Genomic DNA, 21,765 nt, shown 5'->3' with positions numbered 1-21,765 from the left:
CCTCTCAGTTAATGAAAGTCAAAACGTGCTTATTATGCTTGCTTTTTTATTTTTGCAACCGTATACGTTAGAACAAACGGTACGATGATTACGATTAGCATTCCGATGAAGAATGGTACCCACTTATCAGGAACAATCGAGAAAATTCCTGGAAGTCCTCCAACACCGATTGATAACGCTACAACCTTACTTAGTGTGATAACAGTAGCGGCAATTGCAGACCCAATAATTGCACAAATAAATGGGTATTTAAATCGTAAGTTTACACCAAACATTGCAGGTTCCGTAATACCTAGATAAGCAGAAACGGATGATGTAAAAGACAGCCCTTTTAATTTTTCATCTTTCGTTACAAACATCATGGCTAATGCTGCAGAACCTTGAGCGATATTTGATAAAGCTAATATTGGCCATAAGAAAGTAGCTCCTAATGTACCGATTAACTGGATGTCAACAGCTAGGAACGTATGGTGCATGCCTGTGATTACTAACGGTGCATAAATAGCCCCGTACAATAAACCACCAAATGCTGCATAGTTTTCAAAGATATTTACAAATAATGACGTAATCCCATTACCAATTGCAAATGTAAAAGGTCCGATGATTATAAAGGCTAAGAAACCGGTAACAAGAAGTGCGATAGGTGCTACTAGTAGCAATTGGAAAGCATCTGGTATTCGTTTGCGTAAAACAATTTCCAGTTTTGCTAAGATATAAGAAGCAAATAAAATTGGTAGAACCTGACCTTGATATCCTACTTTAGCTATATCTAGACCAAATAAGTTCCAATAAGGAATTTCACCAGCCTCTTTGGCAGCCCCATATGCCCAAGCATTTAATAAATCAGGGTGTACGAGCATTAACCCTAGTACGATCCCTAGTAACGGGTTCCCTCCAAACTTTTTGACAGCTGACCAACCGATCAAACCAGGTAAAAAGACGAATGCTGTATTTGCGATTAAATGAATAATACTAGCAAAATCTGCCCAATGCTGATGAACGTCAACAAGTGATTGTTCATCATAAAAAATTCCAGGTCCTGTTAGAATGTTATTAATCCCCATTAATAAACCAGCAGTTACGATTGCGGGTAAAATCGGAATAAAAATATCAGCTAACGTTTTGATAGCGCGTTGAAGCGGATTCATTTTTTGTTCAGCTGCCGCTTTCGTTTCTTCTTTTGACGATTCGCCAATTCCAGTGATGTTAACCATTTCTTTATAAACTTTATCTACTAAACCTTGACCGATGACTACTTGAAACTGTCCGTTCGAACTAAACGTACCTTTTACAATGTCCAAATTCTCTAATTGTTCTTTGTTAACTTTTGACTCATCATGTAGGACGAAGCGTAGTCTCGTTACACAATGTGTAGCTGAAGAAATATTTTCTTTTCCACCAATGGCTTGAACGATTTGTTGAATTGTTTCTTTAGTAAAGGTTGCCATATGATCCCTCCTGATAGCGGTTACATCGAGCCGCTTTTTATAGACTTGTATATACAAGTTTGTTATAAATGAATTATAACTTGTATATACAAGTTCGTCAACAATGATTTTGGGGATTTTTTCTGGAAAAATCTACATTAGTAGATATGTGGAATAATCATTACATATTAGTTTGCTTTAGATAAGATACTAACAAGTAAGAGGTGGTTTTAGATGTTAAAAATTATTATTATATTTATCTTATTTTTCATTCTCATGCAAGCCATTCTTATCCTAATGGATATATTATTGTCTATCCCATTACAGCAAAGTCTAAACAATGTAATAAACCCTTTTAGCGTGTTAGAGGCAGGAGAAAAAGCAATCATTCTTTTATTAATGAATATCTGCTTAGCGATTCCTTTAAAATATTACTTTAAACTTTTAATACAAAAGAAAAGTTAATGAAGTTTTTTTAACTTTTTCCGTACTAGCGTAATACTGAAAAATAATAAGGGTAAATAAACTTGAAAAGGTAAATGCAAGAAATATGGGACGATATATAAACCTTCTTCCATATGCTCTGAAAAGTTACTTGCTATCGTAAGAGAACTAAACAACACAATTAATCCTATAGGTAAAACTACTTTTTGATGGTTTGAAAGCTTAAACATTTCCGTAATACCAATTACTCCCGCATAAACAAATACCGCTACTTTAAAAAACATCCCGACGACCAACGTTACTACTACTAAGGCATCAAGCCGTTCTAAAAATTCAAGCACCCTGATTTTCCCAACTGTTGTAAGGAGTGGGAAAGTAGAGCGAGCAGTTATATCGACTCCGAGTACGGCAATATTAATTATTGTCGTACTCGTAATTAACATACCACTAAACAATAAAGCCAATAGGCCCACTTTAAGAGTGGTACTTTGTTTATTTAAATAGGGAAGTAACATCGTAAAGACAATGATTTCCCCATAAGGAAAGTTAAATACAACTGGAAAAGTTGCATAAATTACAGGCTTCCATCCATTTCCTAATATAGGAAGTAAATTTGAAAAATCTAGGATGCCAGAAAAGACGATAAGGAGAACAGAAATAAGGCCCATTAATAATAAAACCAATAGAAAAAACTCTCCTGTTCTAGCTAATACTTCAATACCTAGATAAAGTACATAGCAAATCGTAGCAATCATTAGTAAATTTATGACAAATAAAGGCGTTTCAGGCAGCGTTGAGGTTAAGAGGAGGTCACCGAAATCCCTTAATACTCTTGTGCCGATATAAAGGAAATAAAGGATGTATAATACACCTATCAAACGCCCGAGGAAATTCCCTACTATTTTTGTTATATATTCGGTTAATGGTAGATCAGGAAATTGCATGTATAAATAATAATAGATCAAAAATATGAATAATCCCCCACATAATCCAAATAGAATCGTTATCCAAGCATCTTGTTTTGCATCTATACCGATGGAAATTACGATGGCACTTCCTAATTCGAAAAGTGTCATTAAAACAAATAACTGGAAGGGATTGATCTTTGCTTTCTCCATTTGATCACCTTTCTTACTGTTGCATGAACTTAATTAGTATGGATTGGGTTTGAACGCATTCCGGTTCTTCGAATAAAGGACTGAACTTGGACATTTACTTCACTGTTGGAAAATAATTCAGGCCAAGAGTCTTCATACTTATTCCAAAATTTTGGATGTTGTTGATGCAATCTATTACCAAATCCAAAGATATCCGCTTTTCTTTGTTGAGCAATTGAGATGGTTTGCTTTATTTCGTTTGCGATTACATCATCCATTTGTTCTTCTAATTCATCAATGGTTTTATATTTTTCGAAGTCAACTGGACAATTAGCTTCGCCGATGTTACCTTCAACATTTACCGATACAGTAAATGTTGGTTTTCCATTTTTGATAACAGATTGAACAACTGAATTTGAACGTAATACTTCAATGGCAATGCAGTTCTTTTGATCTTGATAATCGAGATTGATAATTGTACTTTGAACTCGATCTATAATCCAAATATAGCCTCTAGCTGCTGTATCATTGAGCCAATGTAATAACTTTCCATCCTTAAATAAAGCAATCCCACTTAACTCTAAAGATGCGATTGGTTCAGAGTGTTGTAGGTGTTCAAGATTCTGTCCTTCTTGTTGATCGCCGACAATTTTTATGCCGCTTATCACGATTTCCTTTCCATTATTTACAAATGAGTGTATGATATCATCTATTTCCGTTACTAAATTTACTCCCCAAGTTTTTTCTGTTGTTTCTATTTCGTTCGTAATTTTTTTTGCTGCAATTTTCTCAACAGGAGACAATATTTTTAGAATATCTTTTGCTTTTGACTCTCTTGCGATAATAACTTGTATATTTGTTCTGAATTCATGGTCTCTTTCAAACCAATCGATTACTTTATGTATGCCTTCTGCCGCTGCTATTTCCTCACTAATAACAATTAAGTTTGTATGGGGAAAGTAAATTCTTCTTGGTACCTTTTGTGGAATTTGTCTAATTGCTTCAAAAAGTGTATTTCCTATCGCAGAATAAACAACCGTTGCACTTGCATTCCTTGTCCCACCTTCTTGCCCGGTAGCGACTTCAGCTGCATTAATGATTTGAAAAGATACATGAAATTGTCCTTTGTCAGTTTTATCAATACCGATGGCAGAAATAATTGAAAGATCTGTAAGCTCTTTAGAGTTCCAGCAACCCGACAAAAGTGGTAATAGGAAAATGAGCACTATTTTAATCATTTTTTTAAACTTCATCTTTTACTTCCTCTTTTTGGTTAAATGGGGACGGCTTTAAACCATGAGCCATTCTTTTAGGTCTATTTTGATTGACTAATCGAGTACGTCTTTTTCTTGCCCATAAAGGAAAACGAAATAAACCGTCCTTTTGATCTTCCAATATAAATGGACCGAATGGTGCTAAATAAGGAAATCCAAATGAACGCAAACTACATAAATGGGCGACAAGAATAATGAGACCGATTAATATCCCGTATAATCCCATCGTTGCCGCAAAAAACATCATGGCAAATCGCAATATTCGGGCAGCGACTGCAATATTATAGGATGGAGTTGTAAAACTAGAAATAGCGGTTCCTGCCACGACGATCACCATTGCTGCTGACACAATACCTGCTTGAACCGCCGCTTGACCAATGACTAGTGCGCCAACAATAGAAACTGCTTGGCCAATAGCACGAGGCATACGTACACCCGCTTCTCTTAAAACCTCAAAAGTAATTTCCATAATTAACGCTTCAATAAAAGCTGGGAATGGAATTCCTTCTCGCTGGGCAGCTAAACTTATGACCAATGTTGTTGGGATTAAATCTTGATGAAATGTAATAAGTGCAATATAAATGGATGGACCAAGTAAAGAAGCAGAAAAGGCAAAATACCTTAAGATCCGAATTAGTGTTGAAAAATCATAACGTTGGTAATAATCTTCTGCCGCTTTAAAAAATTGTGCAAAACTAGTTGGAACAATTAAGGCAAAAGGACTACCATCTACAATGATAGCGATTCTACCATCAACGAGTGTGTTAGCGACAATATCAGGTCTTTCTGTATTGAAAATAGTAGGGAACGGTGTAAACGTACTATCCTCGATTAGTTCTTCTATAGTGGCTTCACTTAAGATGTCGTCAATTTCAATTCTGTTTAGCCGTTCCTTCACTTCCTGTATAAGTTTTTGATTGGCAATGCCATCAATATAAAGAATGGCTACATCTGTTTGACTTACAGTACCTAATTGAAAAATCTCAGGCCGTAAATGTGGGCTTTTAATTCTTCTTCTAATTAATGAAATATTTGTTTTTAAGGATTCATTAAAACTATCTTTCGGTCCACGAATGGTAATTTCTGAAGTCGGTTCTTCAATTGAACGCCATTCGCCTCCAGTTGTCCCACCTTCAATTGCTTGATTTATTCCATCTATGAATAAAATTGTTTTTCCAGAAAGAAGGGCATGTATTAAATTGTTCCAATCATTTGTTACACTAACGTTAGCGACAGTAAGGATTTTTTTCTCAAGGGTATCTAATAAATCATTTTTTTGTACTTCTGTATATTCCTCTAATGGCTCTTCAATCAACGATTCAATGATAAAATCGCTAACTAGTTTTTCATCAACTAACCCAGCTACATAACAAGCTGCACCTTTAATAAAAGGGTTATGATTAATAATTAACTCGCGAATTATTAAATCTTTAGTATTACCTATTGTTTCAGTTAATTTGTTGATATTACACTCTAAGTTTTCTGTTACTTTATCATTGTCTATGTTTGAAGCATTTACAGTTAACGGTGTTGATTGTGGATCTTTTTTTCTTAATTTGGAAGATAATAGTATTGGTTTTTTTAGTTTTTTTTCCTTCATCGTTTTTTACCCAAAGAAGCTCCCTTTTCATTTTTTATCTTATACAAAAGCGTAGAAGAACAATGTTCAATAGATTGATTTTAGTTTCTACACTTTTTGGTAATTTATTCTATTTAACATAATGAAATTGTTGTCATTTGATTAAACCAAGTAGGCCTTGGGCTTAAACATCGAATGTTAGAGAATAGTAATATTTATTTAAGGAAGATTTTGAACATCTTTGTTTGCCTAGCAGGTTTGTCCTCTTATGGTGTCTTATTTGTTCTATTGATAAGGAAAAACAGTTAAGGAATTTATGTCATCTTTTATATAGGCATAAAAAATGTTTTGTAAGTCATGATAACCATTAAGGTTTAACTCGTTTATTAACCATTCTTCTGACTTATCTATAAGAGCTAAGTTGTTTATTTCAATTTTCCCTTCTGCTATTAAAGTAATAGGTAAACCTATATACTGACAATCGATATTTAAATCTTTTGGTGTTAAAGGACGTAAATTTTTTTTTGGTATTACGCTAATCTTTCCATTTGGCTCAAGTATGGCATATTCAATATCTTGTATATCGGGAAAACCAAATGCGCGAACTGTCGAAAGTAATTCCGTTAATGAGTACCGAAGTTTCTTTAAGTTTTTTTCAATAATTTTGCCGTGCTTAATTAAAATAGTAGGCTCTCCAATAATAATGGAAGTTAATCTTCCGCAAAGGCTTAATCTAGATAAAATCATATATAATATACCAATTGATAGAATGCATATAATCGCATGGTAGAAGCTTTTTACTTTTACTGCACCTAGGGCAGCGTAGGATAAAAAAATAATTGTTACTAAATCATAGGCTGTCCATTGTGATAAGAGCGTTTTTCCTAGAATTCGCATGACAATAAATACTAAAATAAATAAACAAGATAATTTTAAAGTTTCAAACACCATTATTAATTCCTACCTTAATGTATTTTGTTCTTGTTTCTCGTAGAGTAGGTTTAGTATTTACAAATTTCTTCATAATCATCATTGAAAGAAAATGTAATGTTATCCCACTCTTAAGGGGAAGTAAGGGCAAAACCACTGAAACCAGTGGGGTTTGAAGAAAAACCCGACTGGTTTCAGTTCAGCTTAATAATATTTAGAAGCGTCAAGCACTATGAAGGTATTAATTAAAGTAAGGTTTAGTCTATTTATTTCACTATTATGACTATTTACGCCTAGTAGGCTAATTTGGGCTGCGCTATTATTCATCGTTTTTGTTCCTATTTCATTTTTCTTTATCCGTAATAAGCCTGAAGATGTAGGGTTATTACCAGATAACTTTAAAGAAAGTGATAATATAGTCCAAGGTACTAGTAAATCATCAATTCATGAAGAAGTATGGACAGTAAAGGAAGCGATGAAAACGAAACCATTTTGGTTATTATTGTTCTGTGTAGCTGTCCCATCGATGGTTAATACCGGAATTATCTTTCATTTTGTTCCTATTTTAGCGCAAAGTGGAGTTGAGAGAACTGAAGCAGCATTTATTCTGAGTATTATGGCAATGGTATCTTTCCCCATTACTTTCTTGGCAGGCTTCATCGTGGAAAGGGTAAAAGTAAACTATGTACTAGGATTAACGTTTCTTGGTCAAATTGGGATTATGGCTATGTTAGTGTATACGAATTCTTTTTGGGCAGCAGTTTTGTTTGGAGTAGCTCGTGGAATCGTTGGTGGCTTTGAAATGATCTGTTTAGGGATTGTATGGCCTAATTATTTTGGGCGTGCAACGATCGGTAGTATTAGAGGCATCTCTTCCACAGTCATGGTTATTGGTTCTGCTTTTGGTCCTTTACCATTTGCGATGGCATTTGATCATTTTGGTAGTTATCAAGAAATCTTGTATATAATGATGTTATTTCCACTCATCGGAATGGCTTTTGCTTTTATTTCACAAAAACCTGTTAAAAATACTACTAAAACAAAAGAACAAGTCATAGAAGTAAAAGAAAAAAGAAATCTTAACCTCTTGCACTTTCGGTTGAGGTTTTTTTAGGTTGTTTTTATATTTGAAAACTAACTAGGCGACAAAGGATTGTATTTGGGTTGTTCAAAATATTCTTCACGACCAAATAATAAGTTTGTTTACGACATCATGTGTTTAATGAGTCACTACGAAACTTAAACGAACTTAATGAAACTAAGGCGAAATTCATTGTTTTCTAGTATTTTTTCGTTTATTGTTAAAAGTATGGAAGTCATTGAATAGAAGCTATAATTTAAACTTAGCATTTTAAAAATACCTGCTTATTACATTCATGAGCTAGGGAAAGTAAAGTTTCAAACAACTTAATTATATAATAGGTGTGAATGGCTTACTTTATCTATAGGATATATCCTGATGGTACTAGGTTTAAATTTTTATTAGAAATCATGAAATAATTTAGTGCGAGGAGTTTTTCGATGAAAAATATAAAAATAATGCTACGCTTGCTTCCTATCCTATTGCTTATATTGGGAGCATGTTCAAATAATAATAAAGATATATCAACAGAACTTATATTAGCAACAACGACAAGTACACAAGATAGTGGTTTGCTTGATGTTCTTGTTCCAGTTTTTGAAGAAACGCACAATGTATATGTAAAAACAATCGCTGTTGGAACAGGACAAGCGTTAGCGTTAGGAGAAAGGGGAGAGGCTGATGTTTTACTTACTCATGCTTCTAGTTCTGAAGAGAAATTAGTAGAGAATAAAGATGTCATTAATAGAAAACGAGTTATGTACAATGATTTTATCGTTGTAGGTCCAAGTGATGATCCTGCTAGTATAAGAGGTTTAGGAGTACAAGAGGCATTAGTAAAAATCTTTGCTTCTGGCTCAACGTTTGTATCAAGAGGGGACAATTCTGGAACACATATGATGGAATTAAATTTATGGGAAGAGGTACGAATCAAACCAACCAATGAGAGCTGGTATGTTGAAACTGGTCAAGGGATGGGAAGTACACTTCAAGTGAGCGCAGAAAGAGATGGATATGTATTAACAGATCGAGCAACGTTTTTATCCCATTTGAAAAATTTTGAACATATGGATATTCTCGTTGAAGGTGACAATGTTCTATTAAATATTTACCATGTTATGCAAGTCAATGAACAAAAGCATCCTATAGTAAATGATAATGATGCTAAGTTATTTGTTAAATTCTTGATAAGTGACGAAGTACAACAGATTATTGAAGAGTTTGGCATAGAACTTTATGACCAACCTTTGTTTTTCCCGTATACGGAATAAAAATTAAGTGAGTGTTGCTAGATGGATCTGTTCATAGAGGGAATTAAAAAAGCAATAGAAATGATTATTAGTGGGGATAGAGAAATATTTGAAATCACGTTCACGACCTTGAAGGTTTGTTTAACTGCCATATTTATTAGTACGATTGTTGGCGTACCTCTAGGTGTATTAATCGGGCTGAAATCATTTCGTGGGAAAAAGATTGTCCTCGTTTTGGTTAATATTGGCATGGGGCTGCCACCAGTAGTAGCTGGCCTTTATATCACAATGCTCCTTTGGCGTTCAGGCCCTTTAGGTCATTTTGGGCTATTATATACGACTCATGCAATTATAACGGCGCAAATTTTAGTCTCGCTTCCAATTATCATTGGCCTTACATCTGCTGCATTTCAGCAAATAGACCATAAGATGTTGTTGCAAATAAAAGCTTTAGGAGCAACTAATTTTCAAAGGTTAGTATTACTTTTGAGGGAGACGAAATTTGCGATGATGGCGGCAATCATGGCGGGTTTTGGAAGAGTTCTTGCTGAAGTAGGGGCTGCGATGATGGTTGGGGGTAATATTAAGGGTGACACAAGAATTTTAACGACTTCTATGGTTATGGAAGTATCGAAAGGAAATTTTGATATCGCCATTGCTCTTTCATTTATATTAATGACTTTAGCATTTATCGTCACTTTTATTTTAACGTCACTACAACAAAGGAAACCGCAACTATGAAAATCTTAATATTAAAGGATATAAAAGTACAATTAGAAAAACAAATAATTTTAGATGTTCCTGAATTCTCCATAAATGAAGGGGAGATTTTAGGAATAATAGGACCAAACGGAGCAGGGAAGAGTACGCTTTTAAAAATAGTTGCGTTATTACAAGCCCCAACTGAAGGAAGGGTTTATTATAAAGGAGAAGAGAAACATGCTAATGATGTCTCGTTATTCATTAGACGTAAATTTGCAGTGGCCTTACAGCAATCGCTTCTCTTTGATACAAATGTCTATAATAATGTAGCTTTAGGATTAAAACTTAGAAAAGCTCCAAAAAAAGAAATCCATGAGCGTGTCACTTATTGGTTAACGAAATTTCAGATTTCTCATCTTGCCAAGAAAAATGCAAAAAGCCTATCAGGTGGCGAAGCACAGCGTGTTAACCTTGCTAGAGCTTTAATTTTAGAACCGGAAGTATTATTTCTTGATGAACCATTTTCTGCTTTAGATTTCCCAACTAAGGTACAGTTACTAAAAGAAGTAAAGGAAATATTAAATGAAACTAGTACCACAACACTTTTTGTGAGCCATGACCTCATTGAAATAAACCATTTAACGAATAGTTTAGCTGTTGTTATTCATGGAAGAGTTATTCAGCATGGAATGACAAAAGAGGTTATTAATGAACCGAACGTAGATGCAGCCCCTTTCTTGTTGAATTGGAAGGAGCTCTATACAATATAATGAATTAGGAACTACTAATATAGTAGGTTCCTGTTTGAGTTTTGTGTGGTTAAATATGCCCTAGTAGTTCGGGGTAATTATCTGAATGTTCTGTGTATGGATTGTTTGTAGAAAGATAATCATGTCGGCTCTATATTTTATATGAATTTTAATTATTTTGGATTTAAGGTCGTGTTATTGTTTCAATATAAATAATAAGTAGAAAGAAAGTACTATTTACGTTTTTGAATAAATAATATTACTATTGCTAAAAGCTGATATTGAACTATACTTATATTATAAATACTTGGGAGAGTGATGGAATTTTGGACAGTATACCCTATGACTCGATAATCTTATTAGGGGCAATGTTATTGTTATCAGGTTATTTTTCAGCTTCAGAAACATCGATTACTAGCGTTAATAAAATTCGTTTACGTAGCCAAGCGGAGAATAACAATGTAAAAGCAAAACGTTCACTGGAGATGGCAGAGAATTTTGATCAGAGCTTATCAACAATTTTAATTGGAAATAATATTGTGAATATTGCAATGGCTGCGATTGCCACAAAAATAGCTACGGATATTTTTGGCAGTACAGGGACCATTCTTTTTCTCACAACGATTGTATTAACCATTTTAGTGTTGATCTTTGGAGAAATTCTACCAAAATCTTTAGCCAAACAATATGCGGAGAGATATTTGCTTGCAATATCTGGGACCCTGAAGGTAGTCATGAAAATCTTCTTTCCTATTACTTGGGTTTTCGTACAGTTGAAATTAGTAATTGATAAATTATTCGGCTCTAAAGTAGAAGAACCTAGCGTTACCGATGAAGATGTAAGGGCTTTAGTGGAGATTGGAGAAGAGGAAGGGACATTTCTCACTCAAGAAAGAGAATTACTTCATAATGCTTTAGAATTTGACGATATCGTTGTAAAAGATATATTAACACCAAGACCTGACGTTGTGGCGATTTCACAAGATTGTACTGTAGAGGAATTAAAGGATGTTTTTATAAAGGAAAAATATTCTCGAATACCTGTCTACGATGGTTCGGTCGATAATATTGTGGGAATGATTTCCCATCGTGATTTTTTTACCAAATATGTTCAAGATAATTCCTTTTTACTTGATGATATTATTCGTAATCCGTATTTTGTCATTGGTTCAGTGAAAATTTCTAATTTGTTAAAGGAGTTACAAAAAAATAAAGTTCATCTCGCCATCGTTTTAGACGAATACGGTGGAACAGCTGGAATTATTTCAATAGAAGACATAATTGAAGAAATTGTTGGTGAAATTTGGGATGAACATGATGATACTGAACTTTTAATTGAAGAGTTAGAAAATGGGCAAATACGTTTAGATGGAAAAATATCAGTAGAAGAATTTTGTGATGTTGTAAATGTAGCTTTACCTGAAACTCTTTCTAATACATTAAGTGGGTGGATCTCTGATATCTTAGGTTATTTACCAAAAAAGGGAGATCAAGTAGAACATGAAAACATCCGTATCTACATTGAAGAAGTTCGTGATCGGAGAATTCAAAAAGCTATTGTTGAAGTAAGTACAAAATTAACTCAAACTGCTGGATAAACTTTAAATAGTATAATATAGAGCGCACTATGGGATTTTTTATATAATCAGGATAGAGAAGCCTTATTGGCTCCTCTATTCATTATCTTTTTGAAAGGGGAATTTAGTTCAGCAAATTTCATTATATTAATTTTACATGTCTAATCTTCAACTAGCTAAAGTGTACTTTCACTTAAATTAATAAATGAAAAATGGACTTAGTTACGAAAAAGTTTTAGTTTCTCTTTTTTGGATAATAATTTAACTCTTTAAATAAATACTCAAGTTCTTTGCTTGTTAAATCTCTCCATTGGCCACTAGCAAGCCCGTCCAATTGAATGTTCATAATTCTAATTCGTTGCAACCTACGCACTTGATATCCCAAAGCGGAACACATACGGCGAATTTGGCGATTTAATCCTTGGGTTAGGATAATTCGGAAGACATTTGAAGATATTTTTGTAACTTTGCAGGGCAATGTTTTTGTATCTAAGATTTCTACGCCTTCAGACATCTTTCTTAAAAATGCGGAATTGATAGGCTTGTCTACAGTTACAATATATTCTTTTTCGTGTTTATTTTCTGCACGTAATATTTCATTAACGATATCCCCGTCGTTAGTTAATAATATTAATCCTTCTGATTCTTTATCCAGTCTTCCAATATGAAAAATTCGTAGGGGGTGATTAACAAAATCAACAATATTCCCTTTAATATGTTTTTCCGTTGTACTCGTTATTCCTACAGGTTTATTAAGTGCAATATAGACGTGTTGTTGTTTTAACGTAATTGGTTTTCCGTCTACTTTGACTTCGTCTCCTTCCTCAACTTTACTTCCTAATTCGGCAATTGTATCGTTGATGGTCACTCTTTTATCTGCAATCCATTTATCAGCTTCTCGTCTTGATGTTATCCCTGATTCGCTTAAATATTTATTAATCCGCACTATGAAACACACCTCTAATAATCATTTATTCTTTTAAGATAACTCAGTGAACTAATAAATTCAAGAAAGTCATGGTTCAAAAAAAAAGTCCTGTTTAATAATTATCCTAGAATTACGAACCTTTAGTTTGATTTTATTAATTAATTCTTTTATTAGTTTTAACAATAATCCAGCACAGTAAATACTATAAACATAAAAACAATTAGTATTTATTATTTTGATTTATAAATGATATGAAGTAACAAATAGAGGTTCTCCCTCTAGCCATTCAGCAAAAAGCACTTGCTCTGGGTTGGTAATGCCATGGTAAGTTAATTGACGATTAAGCCATATTTCATTAAAGCCCGCTTCAGATAAATTATCCCAAAGTACCTCCCCATCCAAAATAATAGATATTGGTAAATTTACTTGTTGTGGTGTGAGGTTAAGGTCTTTTCTTGTCGGGGTTACATAATTAGATTTTTTAAGCACATTCACAGAGCCGTTTGCTTCTAGAATTGCAAATTCAACTTCACGAATTGAAAATACATCCTTGTCCCGTAGAAGGTGCTGTAGTTGGTTAATATCTAATTTATTTTTCTTTAATTGATCACGATCGAGTTTTCCATTTCGTATAACGATGGCCGGCTTTCCTTCTAAAATTTTTCTTGTCCCTTTAAATTTTTGTGTAAGTAATTCCACTGTATAAATGAGCATACCCCACAAGGCTATTGCATAAAGTACATACCAAACACTAATATCTTTATCATAAATTGCATTTCCAACAAGCTCACCTAACACTAGTGCTGAAATGAAATCGAAAGGAGTAATTTGAGTAATTTGTGTTTTACCTAAAATCTTCGTAATAATTAATAAAGCTAGAAAACCTACGAATAATTCAATACTTAAATGGAAAATGTTTGTGTTCACTTTTTGATCGCTCCTTTTCCTACAATTTCATTTTTTGCATTGAAGTTCAAACCTAAACAATAAAAGATAAAAAACCTATTAAATAATCCAGCAAAAGATTATTAAATAGGTTTTTTATTAAGGAAAGTAATTAATCAAACTGATTAGCCAGACGCCATCGGCTCGATTACTTTTACTTCAGTCAAGCAACGGACTTCAATTACTGCTTGAGATCCTTCGTCGATTAGCTTCATGCAGCTTTGCTCCTGCGGTTATTCGTCGCACAAAACACTGCTTTGAGGAAGCTTGCTACGAAGCTATGCTTGAAGACGCAGAAGCACGTAAACGTAAGAAGCCAAAGAGCGGCTTCTGTCAAAGGCCTTCCAGTGCCTTTCGCCCGTGACCAAGGCGCCTTGCGCTTTTCTTGTGAAAGATGCCTAAAGCATAGCTTCAGTGACTACGAAAGATTAGAAAAATAATGAAAAGGTTTATTTTTTCATTTATTGGTGTTATAATAAGAGTAATTATTTTTGATCGTTTTAATGTTATTGGATGGATGGCTTTAAAAAGTTTTCCTCTTAAATGTTATGAATGAACAAGGATAGTGAATAAAACCGTGTGGAAATGCACACAAATCAGGAGGAAAACACATGTTACAAGGTACAGTTAAATGGTTTAATGCAGAAAAAGGATTCGGATTTATCGAGCGCGAAGACGGAGACGATGTATTCGTACACTTCTCAGCTATTCAATCTGATGGGTTCAAGTCTTTAGAAGAAGGTCAAAAAGTTAACTTCGAAATCGTTGAAGGTAACCGTGGACCACAAGCTGCTAACGTTACTAAAGCTTAATTAACCAAACTAATGAATAAAGGTATCCTTTTGGGGATACCTTTTTGTATGTTCAAAAAAATTTCTCTATTTTACTTTTCCCTCACAAGTGGCATCGAACAGCAACGAAATGATCCACCACTTTTAATTATTTCTGTAATATCAACCTCAATGACCTCGTAACCTCTTTTGCGAAGTTCGTTATTAACGTTTTTATTAACTGGTAGGCTAATTACTTTTTTGTTACCGATAGAAAGTACATTTGTTCCAAGCGTAAATTGTTCTTCTTTTGTTACTTCAATTAGTTCGTAACGAGAAGCTATTAATTCCTCTTTCTTTTTATCAATAACTCCCGGATAAATGAGTGCTTCTGAAGGAGAAAGAATGTTAAATATACAGTCTAAATGTAAATATTTATTTTGAAAAGGAACTGTAATAATATTAAAGGAAGGTAGTAGCCTTGTCAGGTGAGCAATTGCTGCTTCATTTGTACGGTCACTAATACCTACATAGATCGTACCACCGTCTATTATGACGTCTCCACCTTCAATTTGGTCACCGATAATATTATAATAAGAAACTTCTTCGCCTTTTAGCCAATCCTTTAATATTTGTTCTTCACCACGACGAATGTTGTTTGCCATATCAGCTACAAAGATTGTATGACCAAGAGTAAACCCAATGTCGCGAGTAAATACTTGTTCTGGGAATTTCTTTGCAGGTGGTAGTAAAATAACATCGATATTGTTATCCCTTAATACTTGAGCGAAATGCTTATGTTGCTCCATAGCTTTTTCTATGTGGATTCCTACATCTTTAAAATGTTTTTGAGTATCATTAATAACATCACGAATAGTCATATGTTTAGGTTCACATAAAATAACTTTTCTGAGCACCCCGTATTCATTGACACAGTAAGATTTTTCATTTATGTTCTGAACGTAACTCATTACTTTCCCCCTAAATATTATTTTTTTATATAGTATTTCCTTTAAATAAAAAAAACAATACTACTATAAAGTATTGTTTTTGCTTGTGCGAATTGTTTGTTAAACTCCCTGTCTCTTTCGCTGATTATTTATTTTTTTTGTTTGTTGGCTTTTCATTGTTTGATTTGTATTACTCCATTTGTTATTTTCTTTGTTTTGTGTTTGTTTTGCTTTTTTATTAGCTAACTGTTGTTGAATGGCTTCGTGCAAAGAGATTTTTTTCTTGTTTGGTTGATCTTGATCGTTTGTAGACATATATTTCTCCTTTAATGAATTGTAATTTTCTATTGTTGAGTGTACCATTTATTTTTCCTATTTGGTAGATATTTTATATTAGACTTTATAGTTAATTTTAAAAGATTATAAAACGATCCGTAGAAGAACAAAGTACTTACTCGTTTCTATCCAGGAGTTTTATTGAACAACGATGAGTGGTAAGATTACTAATAATAATTATAAGAAGGAGCCTTAACTTGTCACTAATTTTAAAACAGCCGTATGTAAAAGTATTTAGAGAAATTAATGGTATAGAACAAAAGTATATTGAAAATGTGTATTATTTGTATTTATACGAAACAAAAATTGTTTCTCCATACAAAACTTATAAACTAAAAGATGTGTTTGATGTCTCGTATAGGAAGACGTCTAGTAATAAATATGGAACCCTTTACTTACATACCAATGAAGGAGTTTTTCCATTTCAAGTTCACTCAAGCCCTGAATTATTTATTCAATCAGTAAAACAATTACAACAATATTAAAACCAATTATTATTACCTGGTAATAAAAAAACATTGAAACTCTTATGTTGTCTTGGTATTATTAATTTGTACTATTAACATAGTGCTAAAGATAGGAAGTTAAGAAGGAGACGATATTATGAACGATCTTAAGACGTTTGGATGGTACGCAGCAAGAATTTCTCCAGAATTACCAAAGGAGGCATTTAAGCCTGTGCCAACAAGGTTATTTGGAGGTATAGCATATTTAATCACTGTTATCACTGGAATGTTATTGATAAGTCAAATTCAATTACCGATAATTGTCAATTTATTTATTTCACTAATCATTGGGTTTAGTTTTTCAGCGATGGGTTTTTTAGGACATGAAATTCTTCATGGTACAGTAATTAGGAATCCGAGAATCAGAAATTTATTAGGTGCAATTTTTTTCGGGCCATTATGTACTGGTCCACGTTTATGGAGAAAATGGCATAACATGGAGCACCACGTTCACACTCAAGATGAAACTAAGGATCCAGACGCATGGCCAAGTATAAATAAATTTTCAAAAAACTGGATTGTCCGGTTGGTTTATAAATTACCTTTACAAATTCGTTCTATATTTGGCTTTTTATATTTAGCGGTATCGTTTTCGATACACTCAATAAATATGTTCTTTCTATATTTTAAAGAGTTCAATATGAAAAATCGTTCAGCCGTTTTCATCCAACTTGTGTTACCATGGATGTTTTGGATAGGGTTACTATTTATAATTGGACCTGTAGCTTGGTTTTTTGCTTATTTATTACCGTTATTCATTGCCAATTCTATTGTAATGGGGTATATCTCAACTAATCATCGCTTAAATCCCCTAGTAGATGTTAACGATCCATTGGCTAATTGTTTAACAGTTACTGTTCCTAAATGGGTAGATGTGTTGCACTTTAATTTCTCTTATCACACTGAACATCATCTGTTTCCAACAATGAATCCTAAATATTACCCTTTAGTAAAAGATCTTATTTTACAAAAGTGGCCTGATCGCTATCATCAGATGTCGTTTGCAAGAGCTTTAGTGACACTATGGAAAACACCAAGAGTTTATCATGAGAAGAATGAACTCTTGGACCCACATGATAAAAAAGTTTATAGTACTTTAGGAAATGGATTAAATGTAAAGGAAATTCAATACCGTAAGTTATAATTTTATTACCTACCTTAGTAGAAAAAAGCGCTCCTAGTCGTAACTGACATAAGGAGCGTTTTTTTACGTTATGTTTATATTTGTAAGAGAATCTTCAAAGTGACATTTTGTGTCTAATTTGTTTTATTTTCATTTTTTTATGGAAATTAACCCATATTATAGAAAAATTATATTATACTTAAAAATATGTTTGACTCTTCGACATTAAGGTTATTATTAGAGGATAAAAGAAATAGCCCTTATTATAATTATTATCATTTGATATTTATTATAATCTGTGTTAGGATAACATATATCATTAAAAATAAGGAGTGTTTTTGGAAAAATGGCAAATGAAAAACTAGTTAATTCACTAAATTCTCAATTAGCAAACTGGAATGTATTATTTACAAAGCTTCACAATTATCATTGGTATGTAACTGGACCAGAATTCTTTACACTACATGCAAAGTTTGAAGAATACTATACTGAAGCTGCTACTTACATTGATTCAATTGCAGAGCGTATATTAACAATTGAAGGTAAACCACTTGCTACTCTAAAAGAATACTTAGAAGCTTCATCTATTGAAGAAGCTTCTAGTAATGAGGGGGCAAAAGAAATGGTTTCAGTTTTAGCTGCTGATTTTGAAAAAGTAATTGCAGAATCAAATGAAACTATTGAACTTGCTGAAGCTGCTGGTGATGAATCAACTGCTGATATGTTCATCGGTATTAAGACTTCTTTAGAGCAACATGTTTGGATGCTTAAAGCTTATTTAGGATAAAAATTAACTGGTATTCCTCAATGGGGTACCAGTTTTTTGTTAGGAAACATAAAATTTTTATAAATGGAAAGCTGTAGTTTGAATATATAATCTGGGTCAATTTGCCCATTACAAGAAGCTAAAAAAGGACTGCGTGTAATGGGCACAGTTAGTTGCCTTTAGATGCGTATCTTTTTATCTCTTATTATCCGTTTACAATTTCACCTCCATTTACATGAATAATTTGTCCAGATACATAAGAAGAATCATTAGAAGCTAAGTATACATAGGTTGGAGCAAGTTCAAAAGGTTGTCCTGCACGTTTCATTGGCGTGTTACTACCGAAACTTGCAACTTGGCTAGCAGGGAAGGAAGCGGGAATTAATGGAGTCCATATCGGTCCAGGTGCCACACCGTTTACCCGTATTCCAAGAGTAGCTAGTTGCATGGACAATGATCTTGTAAAAGTGACCATTGCGCCTTTGGTTGAAGAATAATCAATTAATTGTTCATGACCATGATAAGCCGTTACTGAAGTAGTATTAATAATGGAACTTCCTTGTTTTAAGTGAGGTAAGGCGGCTTTAACAAAGTGAAAAACAGAATAAATATTAACTCGAAAAGTTTTCTCTAGTTGTTCGTTAGTTATGTTTTTTATATTATTTTGAACTATTTGCCAGGCGGCATTATTAATAAGTATGTCAAGCTTACCAAAATGAGAAACTGTATCAGCGACCATCTTTTTGCATATTGCTTCATCTTCAATATTCCCTGGAAGTAGTAAGCATTGTACACCTTTTGCTTCTACTAATTCTTTTGTTTCCTCTGCATCGACAGTCTCATCCAAATAGGCAATAGCAACATTAGCTCCCTCTTTAGCAAATGCGATAGCAACAGCCCGTCCGATTCCACTATCACCTCCAGTGATTAAAGCAACCTTTCCAGTTAGCTTTCCACAACCTTTATAGGATGGATCATCAAATATTGGACGAGGATTCATTTCTTTTTCTATTCCGGGTTGTTTCGTTTGATGTTGGGGTGGAAAAGCTGTGGGTAATTTAATTTCCATAAAAACCCTCCTTGAAAAATAATTATTTCAAAATTAAAATATGCAAACATACTTAAATTATCCAAATGTATTTTAATCGGCGGAAAATTAATTGAATTTTTCATTACCAGTTCCACATCCTCAATTCCAAATAAAATGAGTGGTTCGCCATAAATAAACAATGTATCTTACCACCACTAGGAGGCATTTAAGTAAAAACTTAATTTACTACATGAAATTCATTTCTTGTTGGCGTCAATTGGAGCAGCTACTTGTGAAGCTTTTTCTTTTCTAATGTGCGATACGAAGTGATTAAATTCTGATGACTAGGCATGTATAGGGATCAACCCTAAAGTTCGGATCCGACATAGAATAACTAACAATTAGTAGGTAATGAATGAAAAACCCACTGATTGAAGTTCAGCTATATGTATATTCCTTGATTTTTTCAAACACACCATAATTTAACACTGAATAAATAGTATTTTTAAAATTTAAAACTATACATATGTTGTTTAATGCCTTTATAATGAATTCATGACATATTAGGAGGCCATCGAAATGAATTTTTTTAATGCATTAAAACAAAAACCAAAGGATGCTGGCTACCATATAAATGTAGATCAAAATTTTAGAAGCATAATAATGACAGACAATGATGATATTATTAAACAGTTGAAAATTATTGATTTAACATTAGAAGATTTAAAATTAATTAAAGGGCTTCAGCCACTTTTTAATGAAAATAAAGGAGCGTTAGTAGATACATTCTATGAAACAATATTAAAAGCGGAAAACCTGAAGGAAATAATTGAAAAACATAGTTCAGTAAATCGTCTCCGTCAAACACTTGAAACACATATTTTTGAGATGTTTAATGGTGTGATTGATTACCATTATATTGAAAAAAGAATTAAAGTTGCAAAAATGCATATTCATATTGGTTTAGAACCAAAATGGTATATGGGTGCTTTTCAAAATCTTTTTAGTTCAATACAACAAGTCATCCAAAAAAATATTACAGATCCGTCTACTCAAGCTGACAGTGTTAATGTAATCAGTAAATTATTAAATTTTGAACAGCAATTAGTACTTGAAGCATATGAGAAGGAAAATCTGCTTCAAAGAGAAGTCGAATATGAAAAAGTCAAAAATGAACTAAAATATAGCATAACTGATATAAGTGAAGAACTAGCTGCTTTATCTGAGGAAACAAGTGCCTCAGTTGAGCAATTAATTTCAAGTACGATGGACTTAAGTAAGCGAGTGGTTAAGAGTGCAAATACTTCCCAAGAAACAAAAGAAGCTGCACTGAAAGGAAATAAAAGCATTATTGATTTAGAGATCAAAATGGCAACTATTAAAGAGAGTGCACTTCAAATGAGTAATGTTGTCGAGCAATTGATGCATTCTTCTGAGCAAATTCAACAGGTAGTGAATATTGTCCAAAATATCGCTGAACAAACAAACTTACTTGCTATAAATTCAGCTATTGAAGCTGCGAGAGCAGGAGAACATGGCAAGGGATTTGCCGTTGTTGCAAATGAGGTTCGTAAGCTATCAGAGCAGACAAAAAATTCGGTGCAAAATATTAAAACGTTAATTAAAGAATCTTCTCAATTTATGAACGATGTTTCTAAGTCCTTAAATGAAGTTGAAGGTTTTATTGGGGAAGGTGAGAAAGAAACAATAAATACAAAACAAAACTTTAATGAAATTGTATCCTCATTAGAGGTAAGTATGGAGGAAGTAAAAAAAGTGGAAGGTGGCTTTAAAGAATTAGTTCTTGTTATTGAAGAGATTGGAAAAGCAACATCTTCTGTTGCTGAATCGGCAGAAAACCTGAATGAAACAGCAAAAAATGTATAAAATAATGAATCTCATCATTCATTAATAATGCCACTAAAAATATATTTATCCCACTCTTATGGGGAGCAATCCCCCACCTAAGAAAATCGAGAAGTTTAGGTGGGGGATTAACTGCCCCTGAAGGTCCGATAAGTTGTTCTAACAACCAGTGGGGCATCAAGGAACCAATGTCATCAGGCTAAAGAGCCAATAACTTACAAATTACATCTAAACCTCTAAATCAGGAAAATATAATCCAGTCTAAAGAAAAGTTTATCAATCAACTTAGGAAAAAAGGCAATAGGATACCCGGGGCTTGTATATCATTTTTTTACAAGTCCTTATTTTCTTGCTCTTCAATTCTATTAAAAGCTTACACGTTACTCTTTCAAGCTAAAACGATAATCCTCACAGACATCTCTTTCTATTAAGTGA

The 21,765-nt window shown here is 33.3% G+C and carries 21 protein-coding genes; 11 read left to right on the top strand and 10 right to left on the bottom strand.

Features of this window, described 5'->3' with window-relative positions:
- Positions 1-32: 32 nt before the first annotated feature.
- Positions 33-1,448 carry a PTS system trehalose-specific EIIBC component gene (treP, locus tag BKP37_RS14655; RefSeq protein WP_071310370.1) on the bottom strand — a complete coding sequence of 472 codons (1,416 nt, stop codon included), beginning with the start codon at positions 1,446-1,448 and terminating at the stop codon, positions 33-35.
- Positions 1,449-1,661: 213 nt separating this feature from the next.
- Here treP and BKP37_RS14650 point away from each other — a divergent pair, with 213 nt between their 5' ends.
- The gene (locus BKP37_RS14650) at positions 1,662-1,892 is read left to right on the top strand and encodes a YczF family membrane protein (protein ID WP_071310369.1); all 231 of its coding nucleotides are present in this window, start codon (positions 1,662-1,664) and stop codon (positions 1,890-1,892) included.
- On the opposite strand, the gene BKP37_RS14645 is transcribed toward BKP37_RS14650, so the two are convergent.
- The 4 genes from BKP37_RS14645 to BKP37_RS14630 all read right to left on the bottom strand — a co-directional run bounded on the left by BKP37_RS14645 (position 1,889) and on the right by BKP37_RS14630 (position 6,772).
- A complete protein-coding gene (locus BKP37_RS14645; protein WP_071310368.1) occupies positions 1,889-2,989 on the bottom strand; it encodes a GerAB/ArcD/ProY family transporter in 1,101 nt (366 codons plus the stop codon). The genes BKP37_RS14650 and BKP37_RS14645 overlap by 4 nt on opposite strands.
- A gap of 29 nt (positions 2,990-3,018) precedes the next feature.
- Positions 3,019-4,221, bottom strand: a complete 1,203-nt coding sequence (locus BKP37_RS14640) for a Ger(x)C family spore germination protein (protein ID WP_071310367.1) — start codon at positions 4,219-4,221, stop codon at positions 3,019-3,021.
- Complete coding sequence (locus tag BKP37_RS14635; RefSeq protein ID WP_071310366.1) at positions 4,211-5,842, bottom strand: spore germination protein; 1,632 nt, start codon at positions 5,840-5,842, stop codon at positions 4,211-4,213. Before BKP37_RS14635 ends, BKP37_RS14640 begins: the two co-directional genes overlap by 11 nt.
- Positions 5,843-6,106: 264 nt before the next feature.
- Entirely contained in the window at positions 6,107-6,772 is a 666-nt protein-coding gene (locus BKP37_RS14630) for a DUF421 domain-containing protein (RefSeq protein WP_071310365.1), read from the bottom strand.
- A gap of 283 nt (positions 6,773-7,055) precedes the next feature.
- Between BKP37_RS14630 and BKP37_RS14625 the strand changes: the two genes are divergently transcribed.
- The 5 genes from BKP37_RS14625 to BKP37_RS14605 all read left to right on the top strand — a co-directional run bounded on the left by BKP37_RS14625 (position 7,056) and on the right by BKP37_RS14605 (position 12,131).
- Positions 7,056-7,865: an MFS transporter gene (locus BKP37_RS14625; protein WP_084034748.1), complete on the top strand. Its 810-nt coding sequence runs from the start codon at positions 7,056-7,058 to the stop codon at positions 7,863-7,865.
- A 407-nt stretch (positions 7,866-8,272) separates the two neighbouring features.
- Positions 8,273-9,103, top strand: coding sequence for an ABC transporter substrate-binding protein (locus BKP37_RS14620; RefSeq protein ID WP_071310363.1), 831 nt, complete (start codon positions 8,273-8,275; stop codon positions 9,101-9,103).
- Between the two features lie 21 nt (positions 9,104-9,124).
- The gene (locus tag BKP37_RS14615) at positions 9,125-9,823 is read left to right on the top strand and encodes an ABC transporter permease (RefSeq protein WP_071310362.1); all 699 of its coding nucleotides are present in this window, start codon (positions 9,125-9,127) and stop codon (positions 9,821-9,823) included.
- Entirely contained in the window at positions 9,820-10,554 is a 735-nt protein-coding gene (locus BKP37_RS14610) for an ABC transporter ATP-binding protein (RefSeq protein ID WP_071310361.1), read from the top strand. Before BKP37_RS14615 ends, BKP37_RS14610 begins: the two co-directional genes overlap by 4 nt.
- Positions 10,555-10,859: 305 nt before the next feature.
- Positions 10,860-12,131 (top strand): hemolysin family protein, encoded by a 1,272-nt coding sequence (locus BKP37_RS14605; protein ID WP_084034746.1) that lies wholly within the window; start codon positions 10,860-10,862, stop codon positions 12,129-12,131.
- Positions 12,132-12,345: 214 nt separating this feature from the next.
- Here BKP37_RS14605 and rluF read toward each other — a convergent pair whose 3' ends face one another.
- Positions 12,346-13,056, bottom strand: a complete 711-nt coding sequence (gene rluF, locus BKP37_RS14600; RefSeq protein ID WP_071310360.1) for a 23S rRNA pseudouridine(2604) synthase RluF — start codon at positions 13,054-13,056, stop codon at positions 12,346-12,348.
- Between the two features lie 222 nt (positions 13,057-13,278).
- Positions 13,279-13,965 (bottom strand): DUF421 domain-containing protein, encoded by a 687-nt coding sequence (locus tag BKP37_RS14595; RefSeq protein ID WP_071310359.1) that lies wholly within the window; start codon positions 13,963-13,965, stop codon positions 13,279-13,281.
- A 629-nt stretch (positions 13,966-14,594) separates the two neighbouring features.
- Between BKP37_RS14595 and BKP37_RS14590 the strand changes: the two genes are divergently transcribed.
- Positions 14,595-14,795 (top strand): cold-shock protein, encoded by a 201-nt coding sequence (locus BKP37_RS14590; RefSeq protein ID WP_071310358.1) that lies wholly within the window; start codon positions 14,595-14,597, stop codon positions 14,793-14,795.
- Positions 14,796-14,866: 71 nt separating this feature from the next.
- Here the strand turns inward: BKP37_RS14590 and BKP37_RS14585 are convergent, their stop codons facing one another.
- Positions 14,867-15,724: a dimethylarginine dimethylaminohydrolase family protein gene (locus BKP37_RS14585; protein WP_071310357.1), complete on the bottom strand. Its 858-nt coding sequence runs from the start codon at positions 15,722-15,724 to the stop codon at positions 14,867-14,869.
- A gap of 99 nt (positions 15,725-15,823) precedes the next feature.
- Positions 15,824-16,018 carry a hypothetical protein gene (locus tag BKP37_RS14580; RefSeq protein ID WP_071310356.1) on the bottom strand — a complete coding sequence of 65 codons (195 nt, stop codon included), beginning with the start codon at positions 16,016-16,018 and terminating at the stop codon, positions 15,824-15,826.
- 218 nt (positions 16,019-16,236) lie between these two features.
- Here BKP37_RS14580 and BKP37_RS14575 point away from each other — a divergent pair, with 218 nt between their 5' ends.
- From BKP37_RS14575 to BKP37_RS14565, 3 genes are all read left to right on the top strand, one after another.
- The gene (locus BKP37_RS14575) at positions 16,237-16,524 is read left to right on the top strand and encodes a hypothetical protein (RefSeq protein WP_071310355.1); all 288 of its coding nucleotides are present in this window, start codon (positions 16,237-16,239) and stop codon (positions 16,522-16,524) included.
- Positions 16,525-16,642: 118 nt separating this feature from the next.
- On the top strand, positions 16,643-17,689 hold the full coding sequence (gene desB / locus BKP37_RS14570) for a Delta(10) desaturase DesB (protein WP_071310354.1): 1,047 nt from the start codon (positions 16,643-16,645) through the stop codon (positions 17,687-17,689).
- A gap of 325 nt (positions 17,690-18,014) precedes the next feature.
- Positions 18,015-18,455, top strand: coding sequence for a Dps family protein (locus BKP37_RS14565; protein WP_071310353.1), 441 nt, complete (start codon positions 18,015-18,017; stop codon positions 18,453-18,455).
- A 184-nt stretch (positions 18,456-18,639) separates the two neighbouring features.
- Here the strand turns inward: BKP37_RS14565 and BKP37_RS14560 are convergent, their stop codons facing one another.
- Positions 18,640-19,503, bottom strand: a complete 864-nt coding sequence (locus BKP37_RS14560) for an SDR family oxidoreductase (protein ID WP_071310352.1) — start codon at positions 19,501-19,503, stop codon at positions 18,640-18,642.
- A 540-nt stretch (positions 19,504-20,043) separates the two neighbouring features.
- Here BKP37_RS14560 and BKP37_RS14555 point away from each other — a divergent pair.
- Positions 20,044-21,351 carry a globin-coupled sensor protein gene (locus BKP37_RS14555; protein WP_071310351.1) on the top strand — a complete coding sequence of 436 codons (1,308 nt, stop codon included), beginning with the start codon at positions 20,044-20,046 and terminating at the stop codon, positions 21,349-21,351.
- The last annotated feature ends 414 nt before the right edge of the window (positions 21,352-21,765 follow it).

This window comes from Anaerobacillus alkalilacustris, from assembly GCF_001866005.1.
Taxonomy (GTDB): domain Bacteria; phylum Bacillota; class Bacilli; order Bacillales; family Anaerobacillaceae; genus Anaerobacillus; species Anaerobacillus alkalilacustris.
This window is presented reverse-complemented; position numbering and strand designations above follow the sequence as displayed.